Annotated in this window: 21 protein-coding genes; 10 read left to right on the top strand and 11 right to left on the bottom strand. The window is 35.3% G+C overall.

The window, feature by feature from the left end; genetic code table 11:
• Nucleotide 1: 1 nt before the first annotated feature.
• On the bottom strand, nt 2-1,414 hold the full coding sequence (gndA, locus tag ACP5P5_RS09515; protein WP_428285872.1) for an NADP-dependent phosphogluconate dehydrogenase: 1,413 nt from the start codon (nt 1,412-1,414) through the stop codon (nt 2-4).
• 126 nt (nt 1,415-1,540) lie between these two features.
• Here gndA and ACP5P5_RS09510 point away from each other — a divergent pair, with 126 nt between their 5' ends.
• Nucleotides 1,541-1,885, top strand: coding sequence for a carboxymuconolactone decarboxylase family protein (locus ACP5P5_RS09510; protein WP_428285871.1), 345 nt, complete (start codon nt 1,541-1,543; stop codon nt 1,883-1,885).
• Between the two features lie 60 nt (nt 1,886-1,945).
• Nucleotides 1,946-2,980 carry a 2-oxoacid:ferredoxin oxidoreductase subunit beta gene (locus ACP5P5_RS09505; protein ID WP_428285870.1) on the top strand — a complete coding sequence of 345 codons (1,035 nt, stop codon included), beginning with the start codon at nt 1,946-1,948 and terminating at the stop codon, nt 2,978-2,980.
• Nucleotides 2,981-3,051: 71 nt separating this feature from the next.
• Here the strand turns inward: ACP5P5_RS09505 and ACP5P5_RS09500 are convergent, their stop codons facing one another.
• Entirely contained in the window at nt 3,052-3,660 is a 609-nt protein-coding gene (locus ACP5P5_RS09500) for a hypothetical protein (RefSeq protein ID WP_428285869.1), read from the bottom strand.
• A 197-nt stretch (nt 3,661-3,857) separates the two neighbouring features.
• Nucleotides 3,858-4,757, bottom strand: a complete 900-nt coding sequence (locus ACP5P5_RS09495) for a cupin-like domain-containing protein (RefSeq protein WP_428285868.1) — start codon at nt 4,755-4,757, stop codon at nt 3,858-3,860.
• A gap of 188 nt (nt 4,758-4,945) precedes the next feature.
• On the opposite strand from ACP5P5_RS09495, the gene ACP5P5_RS09490 reads away from it, so the two are divergent.
• Nucleotides 4,946-5,554, top strand: coding sequence for an L-threonylcarbamoyladenylate synthase (locus ACP5P5_RS09490; protein WP_428285867.1), 609 nt, complete (start codon nt 4,946-4,948; stop codon nt 5,552-5,554).
• A 7-nt stretch (nt 5,555-5,561) separates the two neighbouring features.
• On the opposite strand, the gene ACP5P5_RS09485 is transcribed toward ACP5P5_RS09490, so the two are convergent.
• The gene (locus tag ACP5P5_RS09485; RefSeq protein ID WP_428285866.1) at nt 5,562-6,137 is read right to left on the bottom strand and encodes a ribonuclease HII; all 576 of its coding nucleotides are present in this window, start codon (nt 6,135-6,137) and stop codon (nt 5,562-5,564) included.
• Nucleotides 6,138-6,241: 104 nt separating this feature from the next.
• Here ACP5P5_RS09485 and ACP5P5_RS09480 point away from each other — a divergent pair, with 104 nt between their 5' ends.
• Both ACP5P5_RS09480 and ACP5P5_RS09475 read left to right on the top strand, forming a co-directional pair.
• On the top strand, nt 6,242-7,309 hold the full coding sequence (locus ACP5P5_RS09480) for a COX15/CtaA family protein (RefSeq protein ID WP_428285865.1): 1,068 nt from the start codon (nt 6,242-6,244) through the stop codon (nt 7,307-7,309).
• 116 nt (nt 7,310-7,425) lie between these two features.
• A complete protein-coding gene (locus ACP5P5_RS09475; protein WP_428285864.1) occupies nt 7,426-9,681 on the top strand; it encodes a hypothetical protein in 2,256 nt (751 codons plus the stop codon).
• 5 nt (nt 9,682-9,686) lie between these two features.
• Here the strand turns inward: ACP5P5_RS09475 and ACP5P5_RS09470 are convergent, their stop codons facing one another.
• The 3 genes from ACP5P5_RS09470 to ACP5P5_RS09460 all read right to left on the bottom strand — a co-directional run bounded on the left by ACP5P5_RS09470 (nt 9,687) and on the right by ACP5P5_RS09460 (nt 13,634).
• Nucleotides 9,687-10,904 carry an N-acetylmuramoyl-L-alanine amidase family protein gene (locus ACP5P5_RS09470; protein WP_428285863.1) on the bottom strand — a complete coding sequence of 406 codons (1,218 nt, stop codon included), beginning with the start codon at nt 10,902-10,904 and terminating at the stop codon, nt 9,687-9,689.
• A gap of 81 nt (nt 10,905-10,985) precedes the next feature.
• Nucleotides 10,986-12,254 (bottom strand): hypothetical protein, encoded by a 1,269-nt coding sequence (locus tag ACP5P5_RS09465; protein WP_428285862.1) that lies wholly within the window; start codon nt 12,252-12,254, stop codon nt 10,986-10,988.
• A 9-nt stretch (nt 12,255-12,263) separates the two neighbouring features.
• A complete protein-coding gene (locus ACP5P5_RS09460; RefSeq protein ID WP_428285861.1) occupies nt 12,264-13,634 on the bottom strand; it encodes a DUF4270 family protein in 1,371 nt (456 codons plus the stop codon).
• A 346-nt stretch (nt 13,635-13,980) separates the two neighbouring features.
• On the opposite strand from ACP5P5_RS09460, the gene ACP5P5_RS09455 reads away from it, so the two are divergent.
• Together ACP5P5_RS09455 and ACP5P5_RS09450 are read left to right on the top strand one after the other, a co-directional pair.
• Entirely contained in the window at nt 13,981-15,027 is a 1,047-nt protein-coding gene (locus ACP5P5_RS09455; protein WP_428285860.1) for a Kelch repeat-containing protein, read from the top strand.
• The gene (locus ACP5P5_RS09450) at nt 15,020-15,367 is read left to right on the top strand and encodes a DUF4907 domain-containing protein (RefSeq protein WP_428285859.1); all 348 of its coding nucleotides are present in this window, start codon (nt 15,020-15,022) and stop codon (nt 15,365-15,367) included. Before ACP5P5_RS09455 ends, ACP5P5_RS09450 begins: the two co-directional genes overlap by 8 nt.
• 101 nt (nt 15,368-15,468) lie before the next feature.
• Here the strand turns inward: ACP5P5_RS09450 and ACP5P5_RS09445 are convergent, their stop codons facing one another.
• Together ACP5P5_RS09445 and ACP5P5_RS09440 are read right to left on the bottom strand one after the other, a co-directional pair.
• Nucleotides 15,469-17,262 (bottom strand): acyl-CoA dehydrogenase family protein, encoded by a 1,794-nt coding sequence (locus ACP5P5_RS09445; protein ID WP_428285858.1) that lies wholly within the window; start codon nt 17,260-17,262, stop codon nt 15,469-15,471.
• Between the two features lie 46 nt (nt 17,263-17,308).
• Nucleotides 17,309-17,749, bottom strand: coding sequence for a MarR family winged helix-turn-helix transcriptional regulator (locus ACP5P5_RS09440; RefSeq protein WP_428285857.1), 441 nt, complete (start codon nt 17,747-17,749; stop codon nt 17,309-17,311).
• A gap of 96 nt (nt 17,750-17,845) precedes the next feature.
• Here ACP5P5_RS09440 and ACP5P5_RS09435 point away from each other — a divergent pair, with 96 nt between their 5' ends.
• From ACP5P5_RS09435 to ACP5P5_RS09425, 3 genes are all read left to right on the top strand, one after another.
• Nucleotides 17,846-18,652, top strand: coding sequence for an alpha/beta hydrolase (locus tag ACP5P5_RS09435; RefSeq protein ID WP_428285856.1), 807 nt, complete (start codon nt 17,846-17,848; stop codon nt 18,650-18,652).
• Between the two features lie 20 nt (nt 18,653-18,672).
• The gene (locus ACP5P5_RS09430; protein WP_428285855.1) at nt 18,673-19,824 is read left to right on the top strand and encodes a glycosyltransferase family 2 protein; all 1,152 of its coding nucleotides are present in this window, start codon (nt 18,673-18,675) and stop codon (nt 19,822-19,824) included.
• A gap of 244 nt (nt 19,825-20,068) precedes the next feature.
• Nucleotides 20,069-21,181 carry an ABC transporter permease gene (locus tag ACP5P5_RS09425; RefSeq protein ID WP_428285854.1) on the top strand — a complete coding sequence of 371 codons (1,113 nt, stop codon included), beginning with the start codon at nt 20,069-20,071 and terminating at the stop codon, nt 21,179-21,181.
• Here ACP5P5_RS09425 and ACP5P5_RS09420 read toward each other — a convergent pair.
• Nucleotides 21,134-22,621, bottom strand: a complete 1,488-nt coding sequence (locus tag ACP5P5_RS09420) for an O-antigen ligase family protein (RefSeq protein ID WP_428285853.1) — start codon at nt 22,619-22,621, stop codon at nt 21,134-21,136. The genes ACP5P5_RS09425 and ACP5P5_RS09420 overlap by 48 nt on opposite strands.
• Nucleotides 22,621-23,469, bottom strand: coding sequence for a Wzz/FepE/Etk N-terminal domain-containing protein (locus tag ACP5P5_RS09415; protein ID WP_428285852.1), 849 nt, complete (start codon nt 23,467-23,469; stop codon nt 22,621-22,623). The genes ACP5P5_RS09420 and ACP5P5_RS09415 overlap by 1 nt, the downstream gene beginning before the upstream one ends.
• Nucleotides 23,470-23,480 lie beyond the last annotated feature (11 nt).

Below are 23,480 nucleotides of genomic sequence, written 5' to 3'. Positions count from 1 at the left end.
ACTAATCCCATTGAGTATGAAAGCTGCCCGGTTTATCAATGCGTTGATAAGTATGTGCACCAAAATAATCGCGCTGTGCCTGTATTAAATTCACCGGCATATGTGCATTGGTATAGGCATCTAAATAGCCTAATGCACTCATTAACCCGGCTACGGCAATTTTACTTTGAACAGCCTGAATTATTACTTGGCGTAAGGCATTTTCCTTTGACTGCAGTAATTCAGCCAATTGCGTATTTAATAGTATGTTAGACAAATCGGGATTTTTTTGGTAAGCAGTGTAAAAATCTTCTAATAAAACAGAGCGAATAATGCAACCACCACGCCAAATTTTTACCACATCTTTTAAAGGAATTTCCATGTTATAAGCGGAAGAGGCTTTATGTAACATGGCTAAACCTTGCGCATAACAAATTATAATAGCTGCTTGTAATGCATTTTCAAGCTGTGTAATAAATTCAGTTTTGTTAACAGCAATGGAGGTACGTTGTGGTTTAAAAATATTGGCTGCAGCAACCCGTTCCTCTTTATACACTGAAATATCGCGGAAAGCAACCGCAATATCAATAGTTGGAATACTGACAGGTAGGTTCATGGCTTCCTGGCTGGTCCATTTACCGGTACCTTTTGAGCCGGCTTTATCTAAAATAACATCTACCAAATCTTTACCGGTTTCCGGATCTTTTTGCAGAAAAATTTGCGCGGTAATTTCAATTAAAAAGCTTTTTAGTTGGCCTTCATTCCACTGCTTAAATACTTGGTGTAATTCACTATTTGTTAAGCCTAAACCTGTTTTCAACACATCATAAACCTCACTAATTAATTGCATAATGGCATATTCAATACCGTTGTGCACCATTTTAACATAATGGCCAGCCGCATCTTTGCCCATATAAGCCACACAAGGTTCACCATTTACCTTAGCAGATACCGCTTCTAATAAAGGTTGCAAATTTTTCCAGGCAGCAACATCGCCACCGGGCATTATACTGGGACCAAAACGAGCCCCTTTTTCGCCACCCGAAACACCCATTCCTACAAAATGTAATTGTTTACTCTGTAAATAGGTTGTTCGGCGTAATGTATCTTCAAAAAAAGAATTACCGCCATCTATAATAATATCACCCGGTTGCAATAATGGTAATAAGCTTTCAATTACATCATCAACCGGTTTACCGGCAGGTACTAACATCATTATTTTACGTGGCTGCTCTAATTGTTGCACCATTGCCTCTAAACTACTAACCGCTTTAACCGAATGCTGTGGCGTTGATTCGTTCAACAAGGCAGCGCCTTTCTGTTCATCTTTATCAAAACCTATTACCGAAAATCCATGGTCGGCAAGGTTTAATAACAAATTCCTACCCATTGTACCCAAGCCAATCATGCCAAAGTGAAACAAATTGTTGCTCATAACCTATTGTATTAATACTGCAAATTAATCAATAACCACCTAAAAAAGCTGTTTGGCACATTACATTTAACTTATTTCGTAACACGCAATCGATTGCTTACAATATTTTTACAAAAAATTTGAAACATGAGTAACATTGTTAATGAGTTTAATACATACCGTGAGAAAATGAATGAGGTTATTTTAAGTAAAAATAACCTGGTATTAAAACGTTTGTGGAATTTAGATACCAACACCTACGAGCCGGGTGAATTAGATGCAGCCACTAAGGAAATGTTAGGTTTGGTAGCCAGCATGGTTTTGCGTTGTGATGATTGTATTAAATACCATTTAGGCAAATGCAAAGAATTGGGCATAAGCACCGAAGCTATTTATGAAGTTTTTGCGGTGGCTAATATAGTGGGCGGAACTATTGTAATACCTCATACGCGCCGTGGGGCCGAATATTGGGAAGAATTACAAAAAATTTAATGAACAGCCATAGGAATTACGTAAATTCGTTAATCTATATTTTCAATTAAATCTTTATCCATGAGTGCAACTGCAGCTCCGGTTAATTTAACCGCCAAAGATTTTGCCACCGATCAGGAAGTGCGCTGGTGTCCGGGATGTGGCGATTATTCTATTTTAGCACAAGTACAAAAAGTAATGCCCACTTTAGGTATCCCTAAAGAAAATTTTGCCATTATTTCCGGAATAGGTTGTAGCAGCCGTTTCCCTTATTATATGAATACGTTTGGTATGCACTCCATTCATGGGCGTGCTACTGCCATAGCCAGTGGTTTAAAAGCTGCACGCCCCGAATTAAGTGTTTGGATTGTAAGTGGTGATGGCGACAGCATGAGTATTGGTGGCAACCATACTATTCACTTATTGCGCAGAAATTTTGATGTAAATTTTTTGGTTTTCAATAACCAAATATATGGGTTAACCAAAGGACAATATTCGCCTACATCGGAAGAACATAAAATAACCAAATCAACCCCTTACGGTAGTATTGACCACCCCTTTAACCCACTGGCTTTAGCACTAGGTGCAGATGGTACTTTTATTGCCCGCAGTATGGACCGCGACCCTAAACACTTACAGGAAACCCTTACCCGTGCTGCTAAACACAAAGGCACATCGTTTGTCGAAATATACCAAAACTGCAATATTTTTAACGATGGTACTTTTGAAATATTTACAGAAAAGGCAACCAAATTTGACGAAGGTCTTTATTTAGAACAAGGTAAGCCCCTTATTTTTGGCACCAATAAAAATAAAGGCATTCGATTAAATGGTTTACAGCCGGAAGTGGTTGAATTGGGCAATGGTTTTTCTGCCGATGATTTGTGGATACATGATGAGCATGATTTTTACAAAGCGCAAATTTTAGTACGCATGTTTGACGACCCACATAAAACAGGCATTCATTTTCCACGTCCATTTGGTGTTTTTTATGAAACTTCAAGGCCTTGTTATGAAGCAGAAATGGCGTTACAAATAGAAGACGTAATTACTTCAAAAGGCAAAGGCGATTTAGATAAATTGCTTCGCGGCCGAGAAGTATGGGAAATTGCATAATCTTGCATTTTTATATATAACGAAAAGCCATTACCGTTGTGTAATGGCTTTTATTTTGAATATTATGTAGCTTACTGAATAATCCACCTAAAATTAAGGGTTGCAGCATTTAAAATATTGCTGGCCGTTACAGTACTGTTAAAGGCAAATGAATTGCCAATATTGGGTGCTGTTTGATAGTTGTTTCCAATAATATTGGCTCGATCATTTTTTTGATGCGAAAATGTTGCCGTTAAAAAATTAGTCAACGAAATATCTACCAAAAAATTCTTTTTTATAAAATACGTAATGCCGGGATAAGCAAATGCACTAATGTTATAGCCATTTGACTTAGTATACATATAGGTGCTTGCGTAGCTACCCGATTGGTCGTACTTGGTATTATTATACCCACCGGCAATGCCTACATCATAAAATAAACTCCATTTCTCATGAATGGGAAAATATTTTCTTCTAAAAAAAGATAAGGAAACATAATTGTAATGATACCGTGCATAATCGGCCGGCGTTAATCCTGTAGTATTACTTTTTGCAAAAGTATAATTCAAGCCAACTCCATAGCCAACCGTGGCTGTTTTCATCTTTATCCAATCAACACCTAACCCTACACCATAAGTTTTTCCATTACCATAGGCATCATATGTATTGTTATTAGAATTAATACTTATGGCAGGCCCCAATAACTAATTACCCGCCACTAATTGAGACCAACTTGTAGATGCAATGACTACACCAATAAATAAAAGGAGTAATTTTTGTTTCATTGAATAAGGTTTTGTTTAGATATAAAAATAATGCATTAACATATAAAACCATGTTAATGCATTAAGTAATTAGTTAAATTTTTGTTGATATGAAATTATCAGTGTTGAATAGATTATGAATTACTAAAAACCGGTTGTTGCTGAACATAGGGAGCAGCATGGCGGTGTATGCGCTCTATTTTCCAGTTGTACCAAGGCTTTGGAGCCGTTTTTTTCATGAATGTATCAATAGTACGCATACCAAATAAATTCCATACGCCTTTAGCTTTACCGACTAAAGAAGACTGTAAGGCACGTAAGCTCATGGCAAAGCCACTATCTAAATATTCCATATGGTGCCAGTAGCCGGCAGGGATAAACAGCGTATCACCATGTTCTAAAATCACTTCATAGCCTTTGGCTTGTTTTAAAGCAGGAAAGGCTTCATAGTCAGGCAATCCATTATCCTTGTAATAGTTACTAAAGTCGGCCAAACTTAATACTTCAAAAGGTTTTCTATACAGTTTATATTGTTCTTCATAAGGAAACAACAACACCCTTTTACGCCCCATGAATTGGGTATGCAAAATATGGCTTAAATCAATATCAAAATGCATGTGGGTAATGGAGCCTTCACCACCGGTAAATAACATGGGATATTTTTTTACAAAGCCTTTCATTAATTCATCGGGCCATGTAAAATCGTTAATTAATTGTGGAGCATGTTCAAAAATATTAAATAAAAAAATGCGCCATCCGGCAGGCCCTTTGCGAATCATTTCAATGTATTCACCAAATGTTTTATAATCATCGGCTTTGTTAATGGGGGTATAAGCATCACTTTTTATGTTGTTATATAGTGCCACTTTATGGTGCCCTAATAATTCATTAAAATAATCCCAATTCCATTTTTTATATGCGGGCCACTTTTGGCTTAGGTTTTTAATAACCAAAGGTTTTAAAGGAACATAATACTGTTGTTGAAAATCAACACCCAAAATTTCATGAACTACGTCAACCGATTGTAACTGCATACACAACATTTAAGTACAAAAGTAATCACAAAACTATGATTATATGAGTGTTAGTAATGATGGACGGCAAAGAACATTTTAAAGCATCATTAGCCTGTTTATACCATACAAGGTTATTTGCGTTTATAAGCATTGATTTTACAACATAAGCATTAGCATGATTTGCCTTTTACGTATTAACTTTAACTATGCTTTTAAAATTACATCCTCAAAATCCTGAGCCAAGGTATTTGAACATGATTAAGGAGTGCTTGTTAGATGGTGGCGTAATTATTTACCCTACTGATACTATTTATGGAATAGGTTGCGATATTTTTCAACACAAAGCCATTGAACGTATTGCCCGCTTAAAACATATTGATACTCAGAAGGCACAACTCAGTTTTGTTTGTTATGACCTGAGCGATTTAAGTAAATACACGAAAAGTATTGACACTCCTTTGTATCGTATTTTAAAAAAATATTTGCCTGGGCCTTATACTTTTATTTTACCTGCCAGTAAACAGGTGCCTAAAATTTTACAAAGTAAAAAAAACACCATTGGGTTAAGAATTCCCAATAATACTATTGCTTTATCTATTGTACAACAATTGGGTCATCCTTTATTAAGCGCCTCCTTACCCGGCGAAAGAGTAGAAGAATATACTGACCCTGAAATTATTCATGCCAACTTTGAGAAATTGGTAGACATAGTAATTGATGGTGGCATTGGTGGTATAACCCCATCAACTATTATTGATTGTACACATGATGGCTATGAAATAGTACGAATGGGTGCTGGCGAATGGGAAGAATAGTCAGCGGCTATATATCAAAACTTTTCCGATGATACTTACACAAACCAAACTGAGCAATGGCATTACGATGTTCTGCCGTACCATAGCCTTTATTTTTTTGCCAATTATAGTACGGAAACTGTTGGTGTAATTGCAGCATAAATGCATCGCGGTGGGTTTTGGCTAAAATGCTGGCAGCGGCAATGGCAGCATATTTGCCATCGCCTTTTACAATGCAGTGATGGACAATGCCTAAATAAGGCTTAAATCGGTTGCCATCAATTAATAACAATTCTGGTTTTATAGTTAAGCCATCAATGGCCAAATGCATGGCCTTGTAAGTAGCTTGTAAAATATTAATATTATCAATTTCGTCATTATTGACCATTGCTACCGACCAAGCAATGGCTTGTTTTTCAATTACAGTTCGTAAAAGTTCGCGGTTGCTTTCAGTTACTTGCTTACTATCGTTTAATAAAGGATGATAAAAATGAGCAGGCAAAATAACGGCTGCGGCAAATACAGGCCCTGCATAGCATCCCCTACCGGCTTCATCGCATCCTGCTTCATAAATATCACTATTGCTAAATGTACTCGCTAACATATTGTACACCTGTTTCCCTGCAAAAATGCATTTCTTTTCATCAAAAAATAAAAAATGCTGCCGGCATAATACCTTTGCGGCAACGGATTTAAAAAGTTAAAAGCATGATGCAACAGGAAGAAAAGTCGCGAATATGGGTATCAAACTGGTTATTTGTGGGCGTAGCAATGCTCGTAGTACAGGTAATTTTAGGCGGAATTACACGATTAACCGGCTCGGGCCTTTCTATTACTGAATGGGATCCTATTATGGGTGCTATTCCCCCCACCACTGAAAGTCAGTGGCAGCATGCTTTTCAACAATACCAACAAATTGCACAGTTCAAATACATGAACTATAACTTTACACTTACCGATTTTAAACACATTTTCTTTTGGGAATGGTTTCACCGCCTTTGGGCCAGAAGTATTGGCGTTGTATTCATTATTCCTTTTGTTTACTTTATTATTAAAAAGCACATTAAGCCATGGATGATTCAGCCCTTAATAGGCTTATTTATTTTAGGCGGCTTTCAGGGATTAATTGGCTGGATTATGGTAAAGAGTGGTTTGAATGATGAAAACTTATATGTAAGTCATATAAAATTAGCTGTTCATTTTATTGCAGCCATGGTATTAATTACTTATACCTTGTTATTTGCTTTAATGATTCGTGTGCCTCAAAGCCAAAAACTAGTTAATCCTTCACTAAAAAAATTCACCCTTATCATAATAATTATTCTTTTTGTACAACTACTATACGGAGCATTTATGGCTGGTTTAAAAGCCGCTAGTGCTGCCCCAACCTGGCCAACCATTAATGGGATGTGGGTACCCGATGCTTTGGGAAATAGCCCTTTGCAACAAAGTTTATTCTTCAATAAAATTACCATTCATTTCATCCATCGCACATTGGCATATATTTTATTAATATTAATTATATTTTGGTATGCCAAAACAGCGAATATCAAACAATCGAGCTGGTTTAATTTCACCAAAAAAATGGCGATAATTTTGGTTTGTACGCAAGTGGTATTGGGTGTAGTTGCCGTATTAAGCAGTACCGGCATTGTATTGGGCAAATTTGGATTGTTTGAATGGTTGGCAGAGTTACATCAAACCATTGGTATGTTATTATTACTAACCATGATTGCCAATAGTTATTTATTATTATTTAGGCCTGCTCAATCCTAAATCACATACAGCAACAATTGGTTGTTTTATGGTTTGCCATTAACTTTATAAGTAATACACGATGATAAGTTGAAGAACAATACGTTTACGTTAGTGTATAAGTACCTTTACTTGTCATGGCATTACTTATAAAAATACCCATGAAAAAATACATTATAGGCTTTTGGTATTCGCTGCCGGTTCAGCTTTTTATTCTTCATTTCAGAAAATATCAGATTTTATTATTGTTCTGGTACATTTTATTTGCTACGGTGGCCGGATATTTTATGAATAGCTTTGGCGCTTATTCCCTTTACCTGGCCCCTGAATATTTTGACAATGTTAGTCCTTTTAGTGCAGCCATTGTTGGTTTTGCCATTGGTATTTTTATTATGAGCTGGAATATTACCACCTTTATTTTAAATGCCCGGTACATTAAATTTTTAGCAACAACCGCTGCTCCATTTTTAAAATATTGCATTAACAATGCCATTTTACCGCTTATATTCTTAGTTTTTTACTTTATAAGAGGCTTACAATTTTCGCAACAACAACAATTACAAACGTTGGGTGAATCATTATTAACCGCATTAGGATTTACAGGTGGTTTATTTCTATCTATTTTGCTGGCTTTTGTGTATTTTTTTAGTGCAGACAAAACTATTTATTATAGCATAAAGCAAGGCATATCCGATGCGAATAAACGTTATAATGCCATTATTAATAAAAATGTATTACCATTAACCAAACAAGAAATGCGTGTTGACTGGTTTTTGAGTGCCAGTTTTAAGTTGAGAAGGCCTAGAGATATTAGGCATTATAACGAATCATTTTTAGATGATGTTTTTTCTAAACACCACATTTCTGCTGTTATTGCTATACTAATTGCGTTTATCTTTTTAATTGTTTTGGGCTTTAGTGCCGACAGCAGATTGTTTCAAATACCTGCTGCTGCCAGTATTTCAATTCTATTTGCTATATTAATAGCTGTATCAGGCGCCATTTCATTATTCTTTAAAAGTTGGAGTATTCCTTTAATCATTATTATTTACCTAATACTCAATTATTTGTATCAAATTGGCATCATTGACCCCCGAAATAAAGCCTATGGTTTAAATTATGATAATAAACTAGAACGTCCTTTATATGATTCATCTGACATACGGAAACTTTGTAGCGATAGTATTATGGAGGCAGATAGGGCCTACTATTTAAAGATTTTAAATAAATGGAAGGCTCGGCAAAAAGAAGAAAAACCCATTATGTACATTATTAATACCAGTGGTGGTGGTTTAAGGAGTGCCGTATTTACCATGAATACTTTACAAAAAATAGATAGTGCATTACATGGGCAACTGATGCAACATACCTTATTTATTAATGGTGCCTCAGGGGGTTTATTAGGCGCAGCTTATTTTAGAGAGCTGTATTACCAAACCCTTTTAGGCAATAAAAATATTAACTTATATAATCCTGCCTATGTTGATGATATTGCCAAAGATTTACTGAATCCTTTATTTTCGTCGTTTGTAACGAGAGATATAATTGGTCCCGTGCAAAAATTTAATTATGAAGGGTTTGAATATATTAAAGACCGAGGTTATGCATTTGAAGAGAAATTAAATGAAAATACGCATGGTTATTTAAATAAAAACATTTACGCTTATGCCCAACCGGAAGCCAATGCCACCATACCCATTATGTTTTACAATGCTACTATTAGCCGTGATGCAAGAAGAATGATTATAGCAACACACCCCGCCCGTTTTTTAATGCGCCCTCTGTCTGACTCTTCCCATTTAACCGCGTATAATGCAGATGGAGTTGATTTTAATAGCTATTTTAAAAACCAAAATAGTGATAGCCTTAGAGTATTATCGGCTTTAAGAATGAATGCAACTTTCCCTCTTGTATTACCCAATGTTTGGCTACCCTCAAAGCCCATTATTGATGTAATGGATGCAGGCTTACGTGATAACTTTGGCCAAGAACTTACCTTACGTTTTTTGAATGTATTTAAAGATTGGCTGCAACAAAACACACAAAAAGTAATTGTTATTGAACTTCGCGATCGTAGTATTGATGATTGGGAGAACCCTTATGATAATACCAGTTTATTAAGCTTACTAACAAAGCCTTTACTAATACTACAATACAATTGGTTCCGCTTACAAGATTATTATCAACATAATGCCTTGGACTATTTTGCTGAAAGCTATGGTCCGCATTTTTATAGTTTATCATTTCAGTATTTAGCTTCTAAAACTGATGCAGCTGCCACATTAAACTTTCATTTAACAACTGCCGAAAAGAAAAGCGTAATAGATGCGTTTTATAATCAAGTAAACTTAAATGCATTACAAGTTTTATTAAAACAATCCAACTTACGTTAATATGTTTAGTTTTTTTCAGTTGCGGCATACATAAGCCAATCTTTCAGTCCGGCTACAATTTGTCGTGCTACAGCAACTCTAAATGCGGGATTTTTAATTTTAGTTTCATCGGTTTTATTGCTTAAAAAAGCAATTTCAACCAAACAGTTCACAAAGTCGGTAGGCGCATTCAACGCAAAGTTGAAACTTCCTACATTACCAAATTCGTTCAAATGAATGGCTAACATTCTTTTTAAAATATAAGTACTAAGCGGCCTAAAGCCAATGTGTTTATAATAAGTGCTTACCCCATTTACACTTGCATCATCGGCCGAGTTGAAATGTAAGCTAATTAATGCATCAGGATTTTTTTGTTGCAAAAACAATATTCTGTCTTTATTATCAAACGTTGTATCGCTTGTGCGCGTCATTATTACTTTTGCATGTGCCAATTTTAATTGTCTTTCCAGTTCTTTGGCAAATAATAACGTATAATTTTTTTCAACTAAGCCATATACATTTCCTGAAGCACCGGAATTTGAGCCTCCATGTCCCGCATCTATGGCAATAGTTAAATGTGACAAACTAACTATGGTGGGTTGACGTTTAACTTTTACCAACAATTTATGCCCCTCATAATTGATGCTATATCCCCAATGTTGAGCATGTTTTAATTGAATGGTTACTTCTAATACATCATTTTCTGTTTGGCGATAGTATAGATTTTTAATTTCTTTCAGCGACTGCAATTGGGTAATCCAATTGGTATTACTTTGAACACCATACAACTGAATTTTAATGGTGGATGGATTTAACTCCATGTGCGATGTATAAGCAACTTTTTGAGGAAGATAAATAGATACTATATCATAACAACTATCCGTTCCCCATGCTTTCCATGAGCCACTTAATACAGTAGGTTTATATTGAATGGTTGTATCGGGTAAAATCATTGATGTATCAATTAAAGCTGTGTGGTATTGCGATAATTGAACTTGAAAAAATTTTTGTGTTTTGCCAATTACTTTACAAATAACACCTGTATCAATATATCCCATAGTAGCGCCACCTAATCTGTCGGTGCCATCACCATATAAAAAAGCAGGAAGTTTTCCGACGGTTTTTCCATACCAAACTGTATCAACAGATTGTGCATGATTAGTCGGTTTTTCAGTTGTGTTAGCAGAATGACTGCAGCCTATGAATAAAAATGAAAATAAAAAAGATAAACAAATGTACTTCATGGTATAAGGTTAAGCGCCATTGCATTGCTAACCATGAAAATACTATTATTTCAACAAAGAAAATAAAGTAAAAGATTTGTCCTAATCATATCTTCTAAAATGTCGAGGCAACCAAAATTCACGAAATCCTAAAATAAAGGTTATTTGCAAATAGTCTTCTTGCACTAACCCATTAATGGTAGTACCACGAACGCCACCTTCTAAGCTAATTTGTCCGGTTAATGAACTGCGAAGAGCATTGAATCCAATGCCTACTGTTCCACCAACATTATCAATTTGTTGACCCGATACATTTACGTATGATTTACCGGCAAAAAAGCCTGCCTGATAAAATGTTTTTTCAGCTTTTAAATCACGGTAAGTATTTTTCTTACTGTACTCAAAACCCAAGTTCAACCGACTACTATTTACCAAATTATAAGAAAGCCCTCTGTAACTTAAATTTTGCCAATTTTGAAAAGTGTAATCGGCTGCAAAAGTATAATCATCTTTATAAGTAAGAGCAATACCCGCTGTATACATGTTAGGTAAGGTAAAATAGCCGACACTAAATTGCGGGTTATCTATTAAGGTAGTAGTGCCATCAGTAACCAATAATGAAGTTAAGCTATTTAGTTTGGTTTGTATTGACCCTGTAGCACCAATTGCTAATTTCCATTTTTTAGCAATTTTAGTTCGGTATTGCATACCAAACTTCAAGTAAGGATTATTTAAATAGGTATTCTTATTGGTTACAAGATTACTATCTAAACCCGTTCCTGAAATTGTTTCTGTTTGTCCTAATTGACCAAATAAATAAGAGGCTTGTAGTCCAACTGAAAAATGGTCTGAAAATTTGTAACTATTGGTTATATAGAATAAGTTAGTACTTCCTGTACCTGTATAATAAGCAGAAAATGTTTGAGGTGTACCCTGAATGACTTTGTTGGCATAAAAAGAATAGTTAGCTGTACTAAAAGGAGCCAACCCAAAGCCAATAGCCCATTTTGGCTTTACTTTAATGGCCATAGCAATTCGCTTGAATTGAATATCGGCACTTTGGTTATTGTTTACAATATCAATGGGTTGCCCATAGTAGTTTACACCACGGTATCTTACAGCAACTTCAAAATTAAAGAAATGCTCATCCAACATACTTAATGAAGCAGGATTAGCCATATATTGTGCCCTTGCGCCTGATAATGCCACCCCTGCATGCCCCATTCCCGATGTACGATCTAAATAACTTTGTTCTAAATCGCCAATGCCAATAATTGAATAAGGAGAGTTGTTATTTTGTGCATTTAGTTTTGTAAAAACACAAGTAGAAGCCAGCACTATAAAATATATGTAGTATTCAATTTTCTTCATGGGTAAGAATTAGTACGATTTTACGGATGCATAATATAAATCTAACTCAATTTGGCAATTTATGTTAGGATAAAGCCTATTGCCGGCAATTAAACGGGCAAACTGTGATTGGAAAGCCGGATTGGGAGGCGTTAGTAATAAACCAGATTGGTAAAAAGGATATTCAGGATCAGCCAAAATAGTTTTTACATAATTGGTTAAATCGTAAGAATAATAACTTTTGCCATTAAAATAATCGGTAACTAAATTCCCATATTGAACACCGGCAGCTGTTCCCGGCGATGCAACCGAAGTAATATCTTGTCCTAATTGATTCAAAATAGTGGTATTTGATAACCTTAATTGCGGAGGTAAATAGTAAAGCGGACTATATGTTCCTGCAACCGGCCTAACAATAAGTTGGGCCTTTAAAAATTTGGCGTAATAGGGTAATTTTTGAATATCCTGAATATTGGGAAAGCGAATTTTTATCATGGTATTGGAAATAGGCTGAGAAAAAGCCATATTCCCAGTTTGAGTGCTGTTAATAACATTGGTTTTACCAGCCTGATTAAGACCGCCCAAATTATTTAACATAGTTGTGGACCTGTCGGCCGTTACATGAATGAAATGTAAGTTCCGGTTTACTAAAGGAAATGCAAGCCTGGCACTATCTTTATTTAAGTTAGGATTATGATAGGCCAAATAAACTGTGCCAGAATCTGCACAAGTATAAACTGCATTACTATTACTATTAGAAGCTATTCGCAATCCATAAAAATAGCTTAGAAAATTAGCAGTGCTTTGCAAATCTAAACTCGCTGTTTGAATTTTATTAAATAACTCTTGCCCTAAAGCATCATCTAATTTTATATGAATAGAGTCATCTACTGATGGGCGGATATAAGTATTAATTACACCCAGTGGCGTAGGGAAAACGGCAAAACTGTTTTTACTATATAAAATGGTTCCCGGATCGCCATAAAATGAAGGGGGGACGATTGGTTCTGATAGTCTTGATACCTGTATTTGTATAGGTTTTGTGGTATCACCATAAAAAGTATTGCGCAATTTCAAGGTAATATACAAGGAATCGTAAATAGATTTTACATAATCAGTGGCTTTGGTGGTGGGTGGCGCTATTTCGTAAAATGTTTGGGCATCCAATCTTCCAAAGTAAGGATCATTATAACCACCAAAAACTGTTACGCCGGTTTGGCCGGTTGAAAAAGAGTCAATATAAACGGTGGATAAGTCTACACTAAATGTGTCAGTCATAATAATTTGGGTAATATTATTGTCTAATAACTGACTACTAAAATTAATGTCAGCCCGCTTACAGGCATTCATCAACAATACAGAAGCAAGGATAAAAAATAAAAAAAGTAATTTCTTAGGCATTATAATTAGTCTTAACTATTTAAAGCTTTTAGGTTTAAAGGTTTAATTTTATGTTTACACTTTTGAAATTTGCATTTCAAAGTAGCATAATTTACAAATATACAGCTACAACATTTGCAAATATGCACTTCGCCAACATATTCAAAAACAAATACAACGCAAGGTTACAAAACATAGCAGCAGCCAAAACAAAAAAACTTGTTAAATCAGTTATTTCATACAAAAAAAAGCACGCTCAAAAGTTTGACCATACCACTATTATTCACTTATCTTTGAAACCTTAATAGAAAACCGTTTTGCTTTTTTATAAAAAAAGGCAACCTAATTTCAAAAAAACTAAATGTAAATGAAGCGAATTCAGTATTATTTCTTTTTACCCGCCAGCTTGGTATTGCTGCTTATTTCTTGCGCCAGAACTGTATTAGACCCTACCCAAAGTAGTGGAAACTGGGTACTTTCACCCAATGATTTTGTGGGCGACCAACGTACTGCAGCCTGTGCATTCACTGTTGGGAATGTGGCTTATATTGGTACCGGTTACAACTTAGCTAAAAATATTCGGTATTCCGATTTATACTCTTTCGATCCTACCAAAGGTTCAAATGGCAGCTGGACACAATTAGCCAATGCCCCTAATAACTTTACACCTCGTAGCAATGCTGTTGCTTTTGCTATTGGCACCAATGGATACATTACAACCGGACAGGATAATTACAATAATTTCTTGAATGATACCTGGCAATACAACACTGTTACTAATACTTGGGTTCAAAAAGCAAGCTTCGCCGGTACTCCCCGCATTGATGCTTTAGCCTTTTCAATTGGCAACCTGGGTTATTTGTTGTGCGGATATGATGGAGGTTCTAATAAAAAAGACTCTTGGCAATATGACCCTAATGCAGATACATGGAACCTAACAGCTACCCAATTTACAGGTAGTAAACGCCAAGGTGGTATTGTATTTGTTTACCAAAACAAAGCATACATTGTTACAGGTACTAACAACGGCGAAGTAAACGACTTCACTGTTTTCGACCCCTCAAATACAACTAACCCTTGGAATCAATTACGCCCCATTACCAATGTGAGCGCTGATACTTATGATGATTTATATACGAATATTATCCGCGACCATGGTGTTGGATTTGTATTAGGTGATTCTGCTTACATTACTACCGGCCAAAATGGTAGTTACAACATTAGCACTTGGGGTTACGACTTTAAAAACGATTTATGGTTCCAAAAAACCAATTTTGAAAGAGCTGGTCGTTCCGGAGCTATTGGATTTTCTGTAGCCGGAAGAGCTTTTGTTACAACCGGTGCCAGTGGTTCTGCATACTATGATGATTTGAATGAGTGGTTACCTTACCAACCTTATAATCCAAATGATTAAAAAGAATTGGATTTATATATTATTTGGAATAGCGGTAATTATTTATGTAATTACAGGTTGGCTGAAAGATAAACAAACAAGTGCCGCTAAAATTCCGGAAATAACTTATAAAACCTATTACTCTGATAGTTTGCACTGGGGTTATGATATTTATGTAAATAATGAATTACGATTTCATCAACCCATTATTCCCGGTGCAACCGGTAAAAATGGTTTTATTTCTGAAGAACAAGCAGCAACCATTGCTCGCCTTGTGATTCAAAAAATGAAAAACCATGAAACCCATTTCCCAACTATTTCAAATGCAGAGTTAGATAGTTGCGGAATTACCAGAAATTAATCAATTCATGATATAAAAAAACCCGACAATATTAAATTGCCGGGTTTTTTATTGGTTCAAACTTACAGTTAATTTTCTCTTATACTCAATCTTGTGGTATACTAAAAAGGATAACGATTTGCTTCAATCATTACTTTAGCTATGGTTCTGCGTGCGGTTTTAGTATTGTAAGGTTCAACTTTAGTAAAGCGCTTTAAGCCAATGTGCATCATACGTAACTCATCACCATCCGCAAAACTATTTAGAGCATCTTTACCAGCCTTATTAATTCTATCAGCAGCATCGTATAAATAAGTACGCACCATAGCTGCCTGAACAGCAACTGCCTCTTCGCCCTTTTGTTGTGCCAGTTTAATTAAACGAAGCAAAGCACTTTCTACATGGTACACTTCAATAGCCATATCAGCAATATTCATCAATAGCTCTTGTTCTTTTTCCAACTGCATCATTAATTTTTGTACCGCAGCACCTGCTACTAATAAAATTGCTTTTTTAAAGTTGGCAACATATTGTAGTTCTTTTGCAAATAAACCATCCGGCTGGTTACCAAAATCAGGAATACTCATTAGTTCTTTTGCTACAGCCATTGCCGGCGACATTAAATCTAGTTTTCCTTTCATGGCTCGTTTCAACATCATATCAACCGTCAATAATCGGTTAATTTCATTAGTGCCTTCATAAATGCGGTTAATACGTGAATCACGGTAAGCTTTACTAATAATATATTCATCACTAAAACCATTACCGCCATGAATTTGAACACCTTCGTCTACCACAAAATCCAATAATTCACTGCCGAACACTTTTAACATAGCACATTCAATGGCGAATTCTTCTGCAGCACCTAATAATGATTTATCAAAACCGGCTCCATTTTCCATTAATTCGGCTTCTTTTAAATCAATCCATTTGGCAGTTCTGTATAAAGCCGATTCAGCCACCCAAATACGAATGCACATTTCAGCTAGTTTATGTTGTATAGCTCCGAAAGTAGCAATGGGCACTTTAAATTGTTCGCGGGTATTGGCATATTGTACTGAAATGGTAGCTGCCTTTTTACTGGCACCCAATGCAGCCGCATCTAATTTTAATCGACCAATATTTAAAATATTGAAAGCAATAATATGTCCACGACCAATTTCACCTAATACATTTTCAACTGGTACTTTACAATCTTGAAAATAAAGCTGAACGGTTGAGGAACCTTTAATACCCATTTTATGTTCTTCAGGCCCCTGCGTAAATCCTTCAAAGCCCCTTTCAACAATAAATGCGGTAAACTTGTCTCCGTCAATTTTTGCGAAAACCGTGTAAACATCAGCAAAACCACCATTTGTAATCCAGCATTTTTGGCCATTCAGCAAATAGTACTTTCCATCGGCACTTAAAGTGGCGGTTGTTTTAGCACTTAATGCATCACTACCACTATTGGGCTCGGTTAATCCATATGAACCTTTCCATTCACCGGAAGCCAACTTGGGAATATATTTTTGTTTTTGTTCAGGGGTTCCAAAATATAAAATAGGTAAAGAGCCAATACCTGTATGGGCTGCTATGGCTACTGAAAAAGAAAAGCCTCCGCCTAAACCTTCATTAACAATTGTAGAGGTAATAAAATCTTTACCCAAGCCTCCTAATGATTCGGGAAAAGAAGTGGAAAGCAGTCCTTGTTCGCCGGCTTTCTGCAATAATGTAGGCATTAAGCCGGGTTCTAATTGGTCAATTCTATCAATAATAGGTTCAATTTCAGCGGCAACAAACTGATGGCACATTTCCATCACCATTTGTTGTTCCTCATTAAATTCTTCCGGAATAAAAGTTTGTTCGGGCAAACTTTCTTTAATAAGCCATTCACCCCCATTAATGGCTATTGTAGTAGTATTTTTTGTTGACATATTGTACAATTTTATGGTTGAGCAATTATTTTATTGGCAGTGTTTATTATTTTAAATTATCATATACCTGCTGCAATACTTTCTTAACAATTTCTACTTCATCTTTATTAATGCCTGTTAAAGCCTCTTCCATAGTTGCATTTGCTAATTGCAGGGTTAATTCCTGCAAGCCTCGGGCAGCGGGTGTTAAACATACCAAATTAATTCGTCTGTCTGTTGGCGATGGGTGACGGTTAACTAATCCTTGCTTTTCTAAATTATCTACTAATCGGGTAATACTGGGCTTATCTCTAAATGTGCGATTGCATAATTCCTGTTGGCTTAAACAATCTTCTTTCCATAAATGATATAAAATACTCCATTGCTCAATGGTAATATCCAATCCTGCCTGCCTGAAGTTTTTTTGTAAACGTCTGGCCACTGCTATTGATGCCATTCCATTAATAACACTGTATAATTCGCCGCGTTTAAATTGGTTGTTTGGCATATAGTTAGTTATGCAACTATTTTCAAAATTGGTGTATCTTTACCAAACTGCCAATTAATATTTGCGAAATTTTTGTTGGTATTTAAATTAGTGGCCGTGATTCAAGAAAAAATTAGTTTTCAAAACTCGGTTATTCAATATTACACTACCGGAACCGGTGCACAGTACATTATTGCACTACATGGTTATGGTGAAGATGGCAATAGTTTTGCCTTTTTGGAACCCCTATTATCCCCCAACTATTCGCTTATTGCAATTGACCTTCCTTTTCACGGCGGAAGCATTTGGCAGGAAGGATTGCATTTTTCATCGGAAGATTTGTGGCAAATAATACGATGTATTACTAACAATACAACTGTACCCTATATTTTATTAGGTTACAGTATGGGCGGCAGAATGGCGTTGCAATTGTTACAATATTATCCTCAATATTTTCAAAAGGCAGTTTTATTGGCACCCGATGGATTGCACCATAACAAATGGCATTTTCTATCAACACAAACACGCTTGGGCAATAGAACCTTTAAGTGGGTAATGAAGCATCCTAAACCTTTATTTGTAGCTATGGATATATCGTGCAAACTAAAACTCTTTAATAAAAGTGTATATAATTTTGCACATTATTATTTAGATGATGCACTTGCAAGAGAACAGTTATATGTGCGATGGACTACTTTGCGGAAATTTATGCCGAACCAGGCTATATTAAAAAAAAACATAAGAAAACATCAGATACCAATACATTTGTTTTTTGGAAAATATGACAGGGTAATTAGGGCAAAGTATGGCCGGTTGTTTAAAAAAGGAATTGAGACTTGGGTTACAATTGAAGAATTGGACAGCGGCCATCAATTACTAAAAGAAAAAAATGCAGCATACATAGCACAAGCTATTTGTAAATAAAATTGTTTCTTTACAGCATCATGATTAGCTACATACTTATTATTATTTCAGCTATACTAACTTTATTGTATGCAGCGCTAATTTTATTGTACAGAAAATGGTTTTTACAGTTACGCTTATTTAATTTCAACCCATTATTTATTCCCACCACACAATTCAGTATTATTATTCCTGCCCGAAATGAAGCTGCAAATATTGGCAGCTGCTTACAAAGTATTACACAACAAAACTACCCGCAACATTTATTTGAAGTAATTGTGATTGATGATTTTTCAACGGATGAAACTTCAAGTATTGTGGAACAATGGCAACAACAATACAGCAATATTCGTTTAATGCCTTTAGCCAATGAAGTACCCACGGAACACAACTCCTATAAAAAATGGGCCATTGAAAAAGCAATAGAAAAAGCCAATGGAACCTGGATTGTTACTACGGATGCCGATTGTATTGCCAATGCGAATTGGTTGCACAGTTTAGCACAATGCATTGAAGAGAAAAAACCGGTTTTGGTTGTTGCTCCCGTTAGTTTTATTTACCATCCAACCTTACTTGGTATATTTCAGTATTTAGATTTTTTAAGCTTACAAGGTATTACAGCGGCATCAGTATCGGCAGGCATTCACAGCATGTGCAATGGTGCTAACTTAGCCTATTTAAAATCGGCTTTTTATACCGTTAATGGTTTTAAAGGCATTAACCATATTGCCAGCGGTGATGATATGTTGTTAATGAATAAGATTAAACAGCATTTTCCCAACAGCATTGCTTATTTATTTCATCCTAACGCTATTGTATTGACGCAACCTGTATTCAGCTGGAAGGAATTTTTCAATCAACGTATTCGTTGGGCCAGCAAGGCAGACAAGTATGATGATAAATCAATTTTTTGGGTTTTAGTACTGGTGTACCTTTATAATTTTATGCTGCTTGTGTTACCCATTTTGGCACTGGTATTTTTAAGTTGGCCATTATTGATTTGCTGGATTGTTTGTGTTTTAATAAAAACGATTGCCGAACTCAGCTTTATGAGGCCTGTTAGCCGCTTTTTTGGAAGTCAGCATTTAAAATGGTTTCCTTGGTTACAACCACTACATATTACCTATACCGTTATAGCAGGATGGCTGGGAAAATTTGGGCATTACGAATGGAAAGGTAGAAGGGTAGTATAATTTATTTTCTTACCAAAAATCGCTTCTTTTTTTCGGGGAATCCGACATAAAGAATTAAAACTACTAACGATAATAATACTACTGGCAAGAATAAAAAATTTTTAATTGCATGTAACATATTAGTCAATATTTTAAGTGAATAATACCGGCAAACCAACTTTTACAAACAATAAGACCAATTACCGAAATAAATGTTTAACTATATTGCTTCAATTAATTTTCAAATTAGTAAGTAAACAATAAAATGGCCGCATCAATAGGTAAACACATAAAAAATTTCGGCCAATTAATGTTGCTACACAAAAGCATGAGTATTGGTGTTGTCATCATTAGTATTGCAATCTTTATTGCAATCTTTGCCTATGTTCTTGCACCGGATAGTAGTACCAATGCCAATCGTATAATACCCGAAATAGGCAGCAAACCTCCTGGCTTTAGTATTCAACTTTTAAAATTGCCTTTGCATAAAACGAAGGAGGAGACGAGCGGTTTTATAAACAGCTTGAAGTTTTTTTTTAATGGAGAGCCCAATAGATTTAATTATATTCCTATTACGTCATACACAACTAAGAATGGCCAACTATATGCCCAAAAATATGTTGGCGATGGCGTAGAACAGCCCATAGAATTTCCGCTAAATGAACTCCCTAAACAATTTATAACAAAAACAACTTTTTATTTAGGTACTGATACTTTAGGTAGAGATATCTTAAGTCGCTTACTCATTGGCACCCGCATAAGTTTGGCTGTTGGTTTAATTGCCGTAGTAATTTCATTAACCATAGGCATTTTATTGGGCTTAATGGCAGGCTATTTTGGTGGGAAAACCGATGCAGCCATTATGTGGCTAATTAATGTAATTTGGAGTATTCCTACCATATTATTGGTTTTTGCTGTTACATTGGTATTAGGCAAAGGTTTTTGGCAAGTATTTATTGCGGTAGGATTAACCATGTGGGTAAATGTAGCCCGTATGGTACGTGGGCAAACCATGGCAGTGAAGCAACTTGATTATATAACTGCTGCCAAGGTTTTAGGGTATAGTAATAGTCGAATATTATTGAAACATGTTTTACCCAATATTGCTGCGCCTGTAATGGTTATTGCAGCAAATAACTTTGCCGGGGCTATTGTGATTGAAGCGGGATTAAGCTTTTTAGGTATAGGCATTCAACCACCGCAACCCAGCTGGGGATTGATGATGAAGGAAAACTACAATTTTATTATTACACATCAACCTGCATTAGCCTTGGCTCCAGGTATTGCCATAATGCTATTGGTAGTAGGCTTTAATTTACTGGGCAACGGCCTAAGCGATATTTTGAATGTGCCCGGTAGTATTAGAATTGGCAATTGATTGCTGTTCTAGCTTCAATTGTTTTGAAACTAACATTAACATTCCTAAGCACAACCAAAATATGCTGCCAATTTTATCGGTTTCAATTAAATCGCTCAAAAAATTTAAAGTACCCAATATGGCAATAATTACGCCTATTGTTAAGGCAGTAACTGCCCAAAATTTACTTTGCAAATGAATATATAAATATTGCGAATATCCCAACATGGCAATGTATAAACACAAAAAAATGAATAAGCCTGGCACACCTTGTTCTAATGCTGTTAATAGAAAATAATTGTGCACGGATGAGTGCTCAGGATTACTGCTTACCCAAGTTTTAAAACCACTATTAGCATACCCTTTATAAAAGTCGTAAAAATTATTGGGACCAAATCCGATGATGGGCTTTTCAATAACCATATTAGTGCCTGCTACCCAGCGATAAATTCGTTCTGCGTTCGATACATCTTTCATAGCAATAGTAGCCTTTAAATGCGCTTCAAAGTTGGTGTGAAAAATGGTATGTTGATAATCGGGCTCAAATTGCAAATACTTCTTTTGCATTACTAAACTTAAGGCCGTTATTAATAGTAAAATACTTAACACAATTAATGATGGCCAAAGAAAATTTTTATAAATTATTATTGCCATACCCAAGCCAATTACAGCAGCCAACCAAGCCCCACGTGAATAAGATAGAACCAGGCCAATTGTCATAACTATTAATGAAACCAATAACCATTTTTTTAATTGATTTGTATTGGGTGTTAGTATCCACATGGCTATTGCCATAGGCATTATGCAAACCAACATTGCAGAATAATCAACATGATTCCGAAAAAAAGGAGAAAGCATTTTTTTAATTCCTTCAAAACTAAACCCATACAAAGCATGTCTAAAAATAGCTTGTATAACCACAAAAAGCATGGGTATTAACAAACACAATACTAACTTTTTTAATTGTTGTTGTGAATACACTAAAATATTAGGCAGGAATACAAAAGGAATAATAAACCAGCTTTTAGCCAATAAAAACTTAACTGATAGTAAAATATTTTGAGAATAAATACAGGCTAAAGCAATCCATGCTATATGTATTGCTAACAGCAAAAACAAAGGATGTTTGTATACATGAGCAGGAATAACTGTTGTTTGTAATAACCACTTAAAAAAAAATAATCCTGTTATAAACATCATTATTGCTTCGTCCGGAAAATCGAGTGATAAAGATGAAGTTACTCCCCATTCGGTTGACAAAGGCAATAAACAAATTAAAATCCAAAACAAATATTGTGTGTGATGTACAACTAAATTAATTAATGGCTGAATAACCAATAATAAAAACGGGAAAATCCAAATGATGGGTTGTTGTAATACAATACCTGCAACCAATGCGGCAAACCACGTTAGTATAATTACAATAAACTGATTTTTAACATGTAAATTCAGCAATCGCATTACTCCCTTTTGTTTCTATAAAAAAGCAATACCGCGCTAGTTGCAATAACAAAACTAATACAAGCTACAGCAACTAATACCAATAAGGGTTTGGGTTTATCGGGCTTAACAGCAGGCCTAGCATATTGCACTACATACAACCCTGGTGCTACATTTTGTATTGCCAGCTGCAAATCGTTTAAATTTTTTTGGTATTGTACTAATTGTTGCAGATAAGCTTGCTCTATAATTAGTTGAGAATTAGCATTATTGTTTGTTTGCTTAGGTAACAAACTAAGTTGTTGCTGCAAATTTATTATTTGATTTTTGATGGCATTATAGGTTTTTTCATAATTATTCAACCACAAACTTTCTTCACTTTGCTTTAAAAATAAAACGGCAGCATTGGCAATAGCAGTAGCTTTTATATTGCTTTTATCCCATACACTTATTTCAAGTTGATTATTTTCGTTCTTTTTAAATTCAATATTTTTTTTCAATAATTGTTTGGCCTTAAAACGATTTACACTGGCATTCATTTCATTTAGTGCATAATAATTAACCAAATTAAAACTATCAGTTAAACGAAAATACAGCGTATCTAACTTAGTCATACCGTACAATAAATCTAAATCATCATTGTTTCCGAAGTAAGAATATAAGCGTTGTAAATTATTGTAAGCAGCGCGCTCTTTATCGGCTAATTCAGGATTAGAAGGCAATACAATGGCAGTAGCTTTATAGTATTTAGGCACCAATAGCAAGGTGATGCTTGCAATTATGAGTGATAAAACAACAACCGTAATAATTTTAAATTTATGCAAGCCAACCATTCGCAACACATCAGATAAATTAAAAGAATCGGACATAGATATTTTTT

The sequence above is a fragment of the Hydrotalea sp. genome (assembly GCF_049968455.1).
In the GTDB taxonomy this organism is placed as follows: Bacteria; Bacteroidota; Bacteroidia; order Chitinophagales; family Chitinophagaceae; genus Hydrotalea.
Note: the sequence above shows the minus strand (reverse complement) of the source record. Positions and strands in the feature narration are given on the sequence as shown.

What these genes read in the sequence shown, in the direction of transcription:
- gndA (WP_428285872.1), bottom strand. Translation starts at nt 1,414, where the DNA reads ATGAGCAACAATTTGTTTCACTTTGGCATGATTGGCTTGGGTACAATG.
- ACP5P5_RS09510 (WP_428285871.1), top strand. Translation starts at nt 1,541, where the DNA reads ATGAGTAACATTGTTAATGAGTTTAATACATACCGTGAGAAAATGAAT.
- ACP5P5_RS09505 (WP_428285870.1), top strand. Translation starts at nt 1,946, where the DNA reads ATGAGTGCAACTGCAGCTCCGGTTAATTTAACCGCCAAAGATTTTGCC.
- ACP5P5_RS09495 (WP_428285868.1), bottom strand. Translation starts at nt 4,757, where the DNA reads ATGCAGTTACAATCGGTTGACGTAGTTCATGAAATTTTGGGTGTTGAT.
- ACP5P5_RS09490 (WP_428285867.1), top strand. Translation starts at nt 4,946, where the DNA reads ATGCTTTTAAAATTACATCCTCAAAATCCTGAGCCAAGGTATTTGAAC.
- ACP5P5_RS09485 (WP_428285866.1), bottom strand. Translation starts at nt 6,137, where the DNA reads ATGTTAGCGAGTACATTTAGCAATAGTGATATTTATGAAGCAGGATGC.
- ACP5P5_RS09480 (WP_428285865.1), top strand. Translation starts at nt 6,242, where the DNA reads ATGATGCAACAGGAAGAAAAGTCGCGAATATGGGTATCAAACTGGTTA.
- ACP5P5_RS09475 (WP_428285864.1), top strand. Translation starts at nt 7,426, where the DNA reads ATGGCATTACTTATAAAAATACCCATGAAAAAATACATTATAGGCTTT.
- ACP5P5_RS09470 (WP_428285863.1), bottom strand. Translation starts at nt 10,904, where the DNA reads ATGAAGTACATTTGTTTATCTTTTTTATTTTCATTTTTATTCATAGGC.
- ACP5P5_RS09465 (WP_428285862.1), bottom strand. Translation starts at nt 12,254, where the DNA reads ATGAAGAAAATTGAATACTACATATATTTTATAGTGCTGGCTTCTACT.
- ACP5P5_RS09460 (WP_428285861.1), bottom strand. Translation starts at nt 13,634, where the DNA reads ATGCCTAAGAAATTACTTTTTTTATTTTTTATCCTTGCTTCTGTATTG.
- ACP5P5_RS09455 (WP_428285860.1), top strand. Translation starts at nt 13,981, where the DNA reads ATGAAGCGAATTCAGTATTATTTCTTTTTACCCGCCAGCTTGGTATTG.
- ACP5P5_RS09450 (WP_428285859.1), top strand. Translation starts at nt 15,020, where the DNA reads ATGATTAAAAAGAATTGGATTTATATATTATTTGGAATAGCGGTAATT.
- ACP5P5_RS09445 (WP_428285858.1), bottom strand. Translation starts at nt 17,262, where the DNA reads ATGTCAACAAAAAATACTACTACAATAGCCATTAATGGGGGTGAATGG.
- ACP5P5_RS09440 (WP_428285857.1), bottom strand. Translation starts at nt 17,749, where the DNA reads ATGCCAAACAACCAATTTAAACGCGGCGAATTATACAGTGTTATTAAT.
- ACP5P5_RS09430 (WP_428285855.1), top strand. Translation starts at nt 18,673, where the DNA reads ATGATTAGCTACATACTTATTATTATTTCAGCTATACTAACTTTATTG.
- ACP5P5_RS09425 (WP_428285854.1), top strand. Translation starts at nt 20,069, where the DNA reads ATGGCCGCATCAATAGGTAAACACATAAAAAATTTCGGCCAATTAATG.
- ACP5P5_RS09420 (WP_428285853.1), bottom strand. Translation starts at nt 22,621, where the DNA reads ATGCGATTGCTGAATTTACATGTTAAAAATCAGTTTATTGTAATTATA.
- ACP5P5_RS09415 (WP_428285852.1), bottom strand. Translation starts at nt 23,469, where the DNA reads ATGTCCGATTCTTTTAATTTATCTGATGTGTTGCGAATGGTTGGCTTG.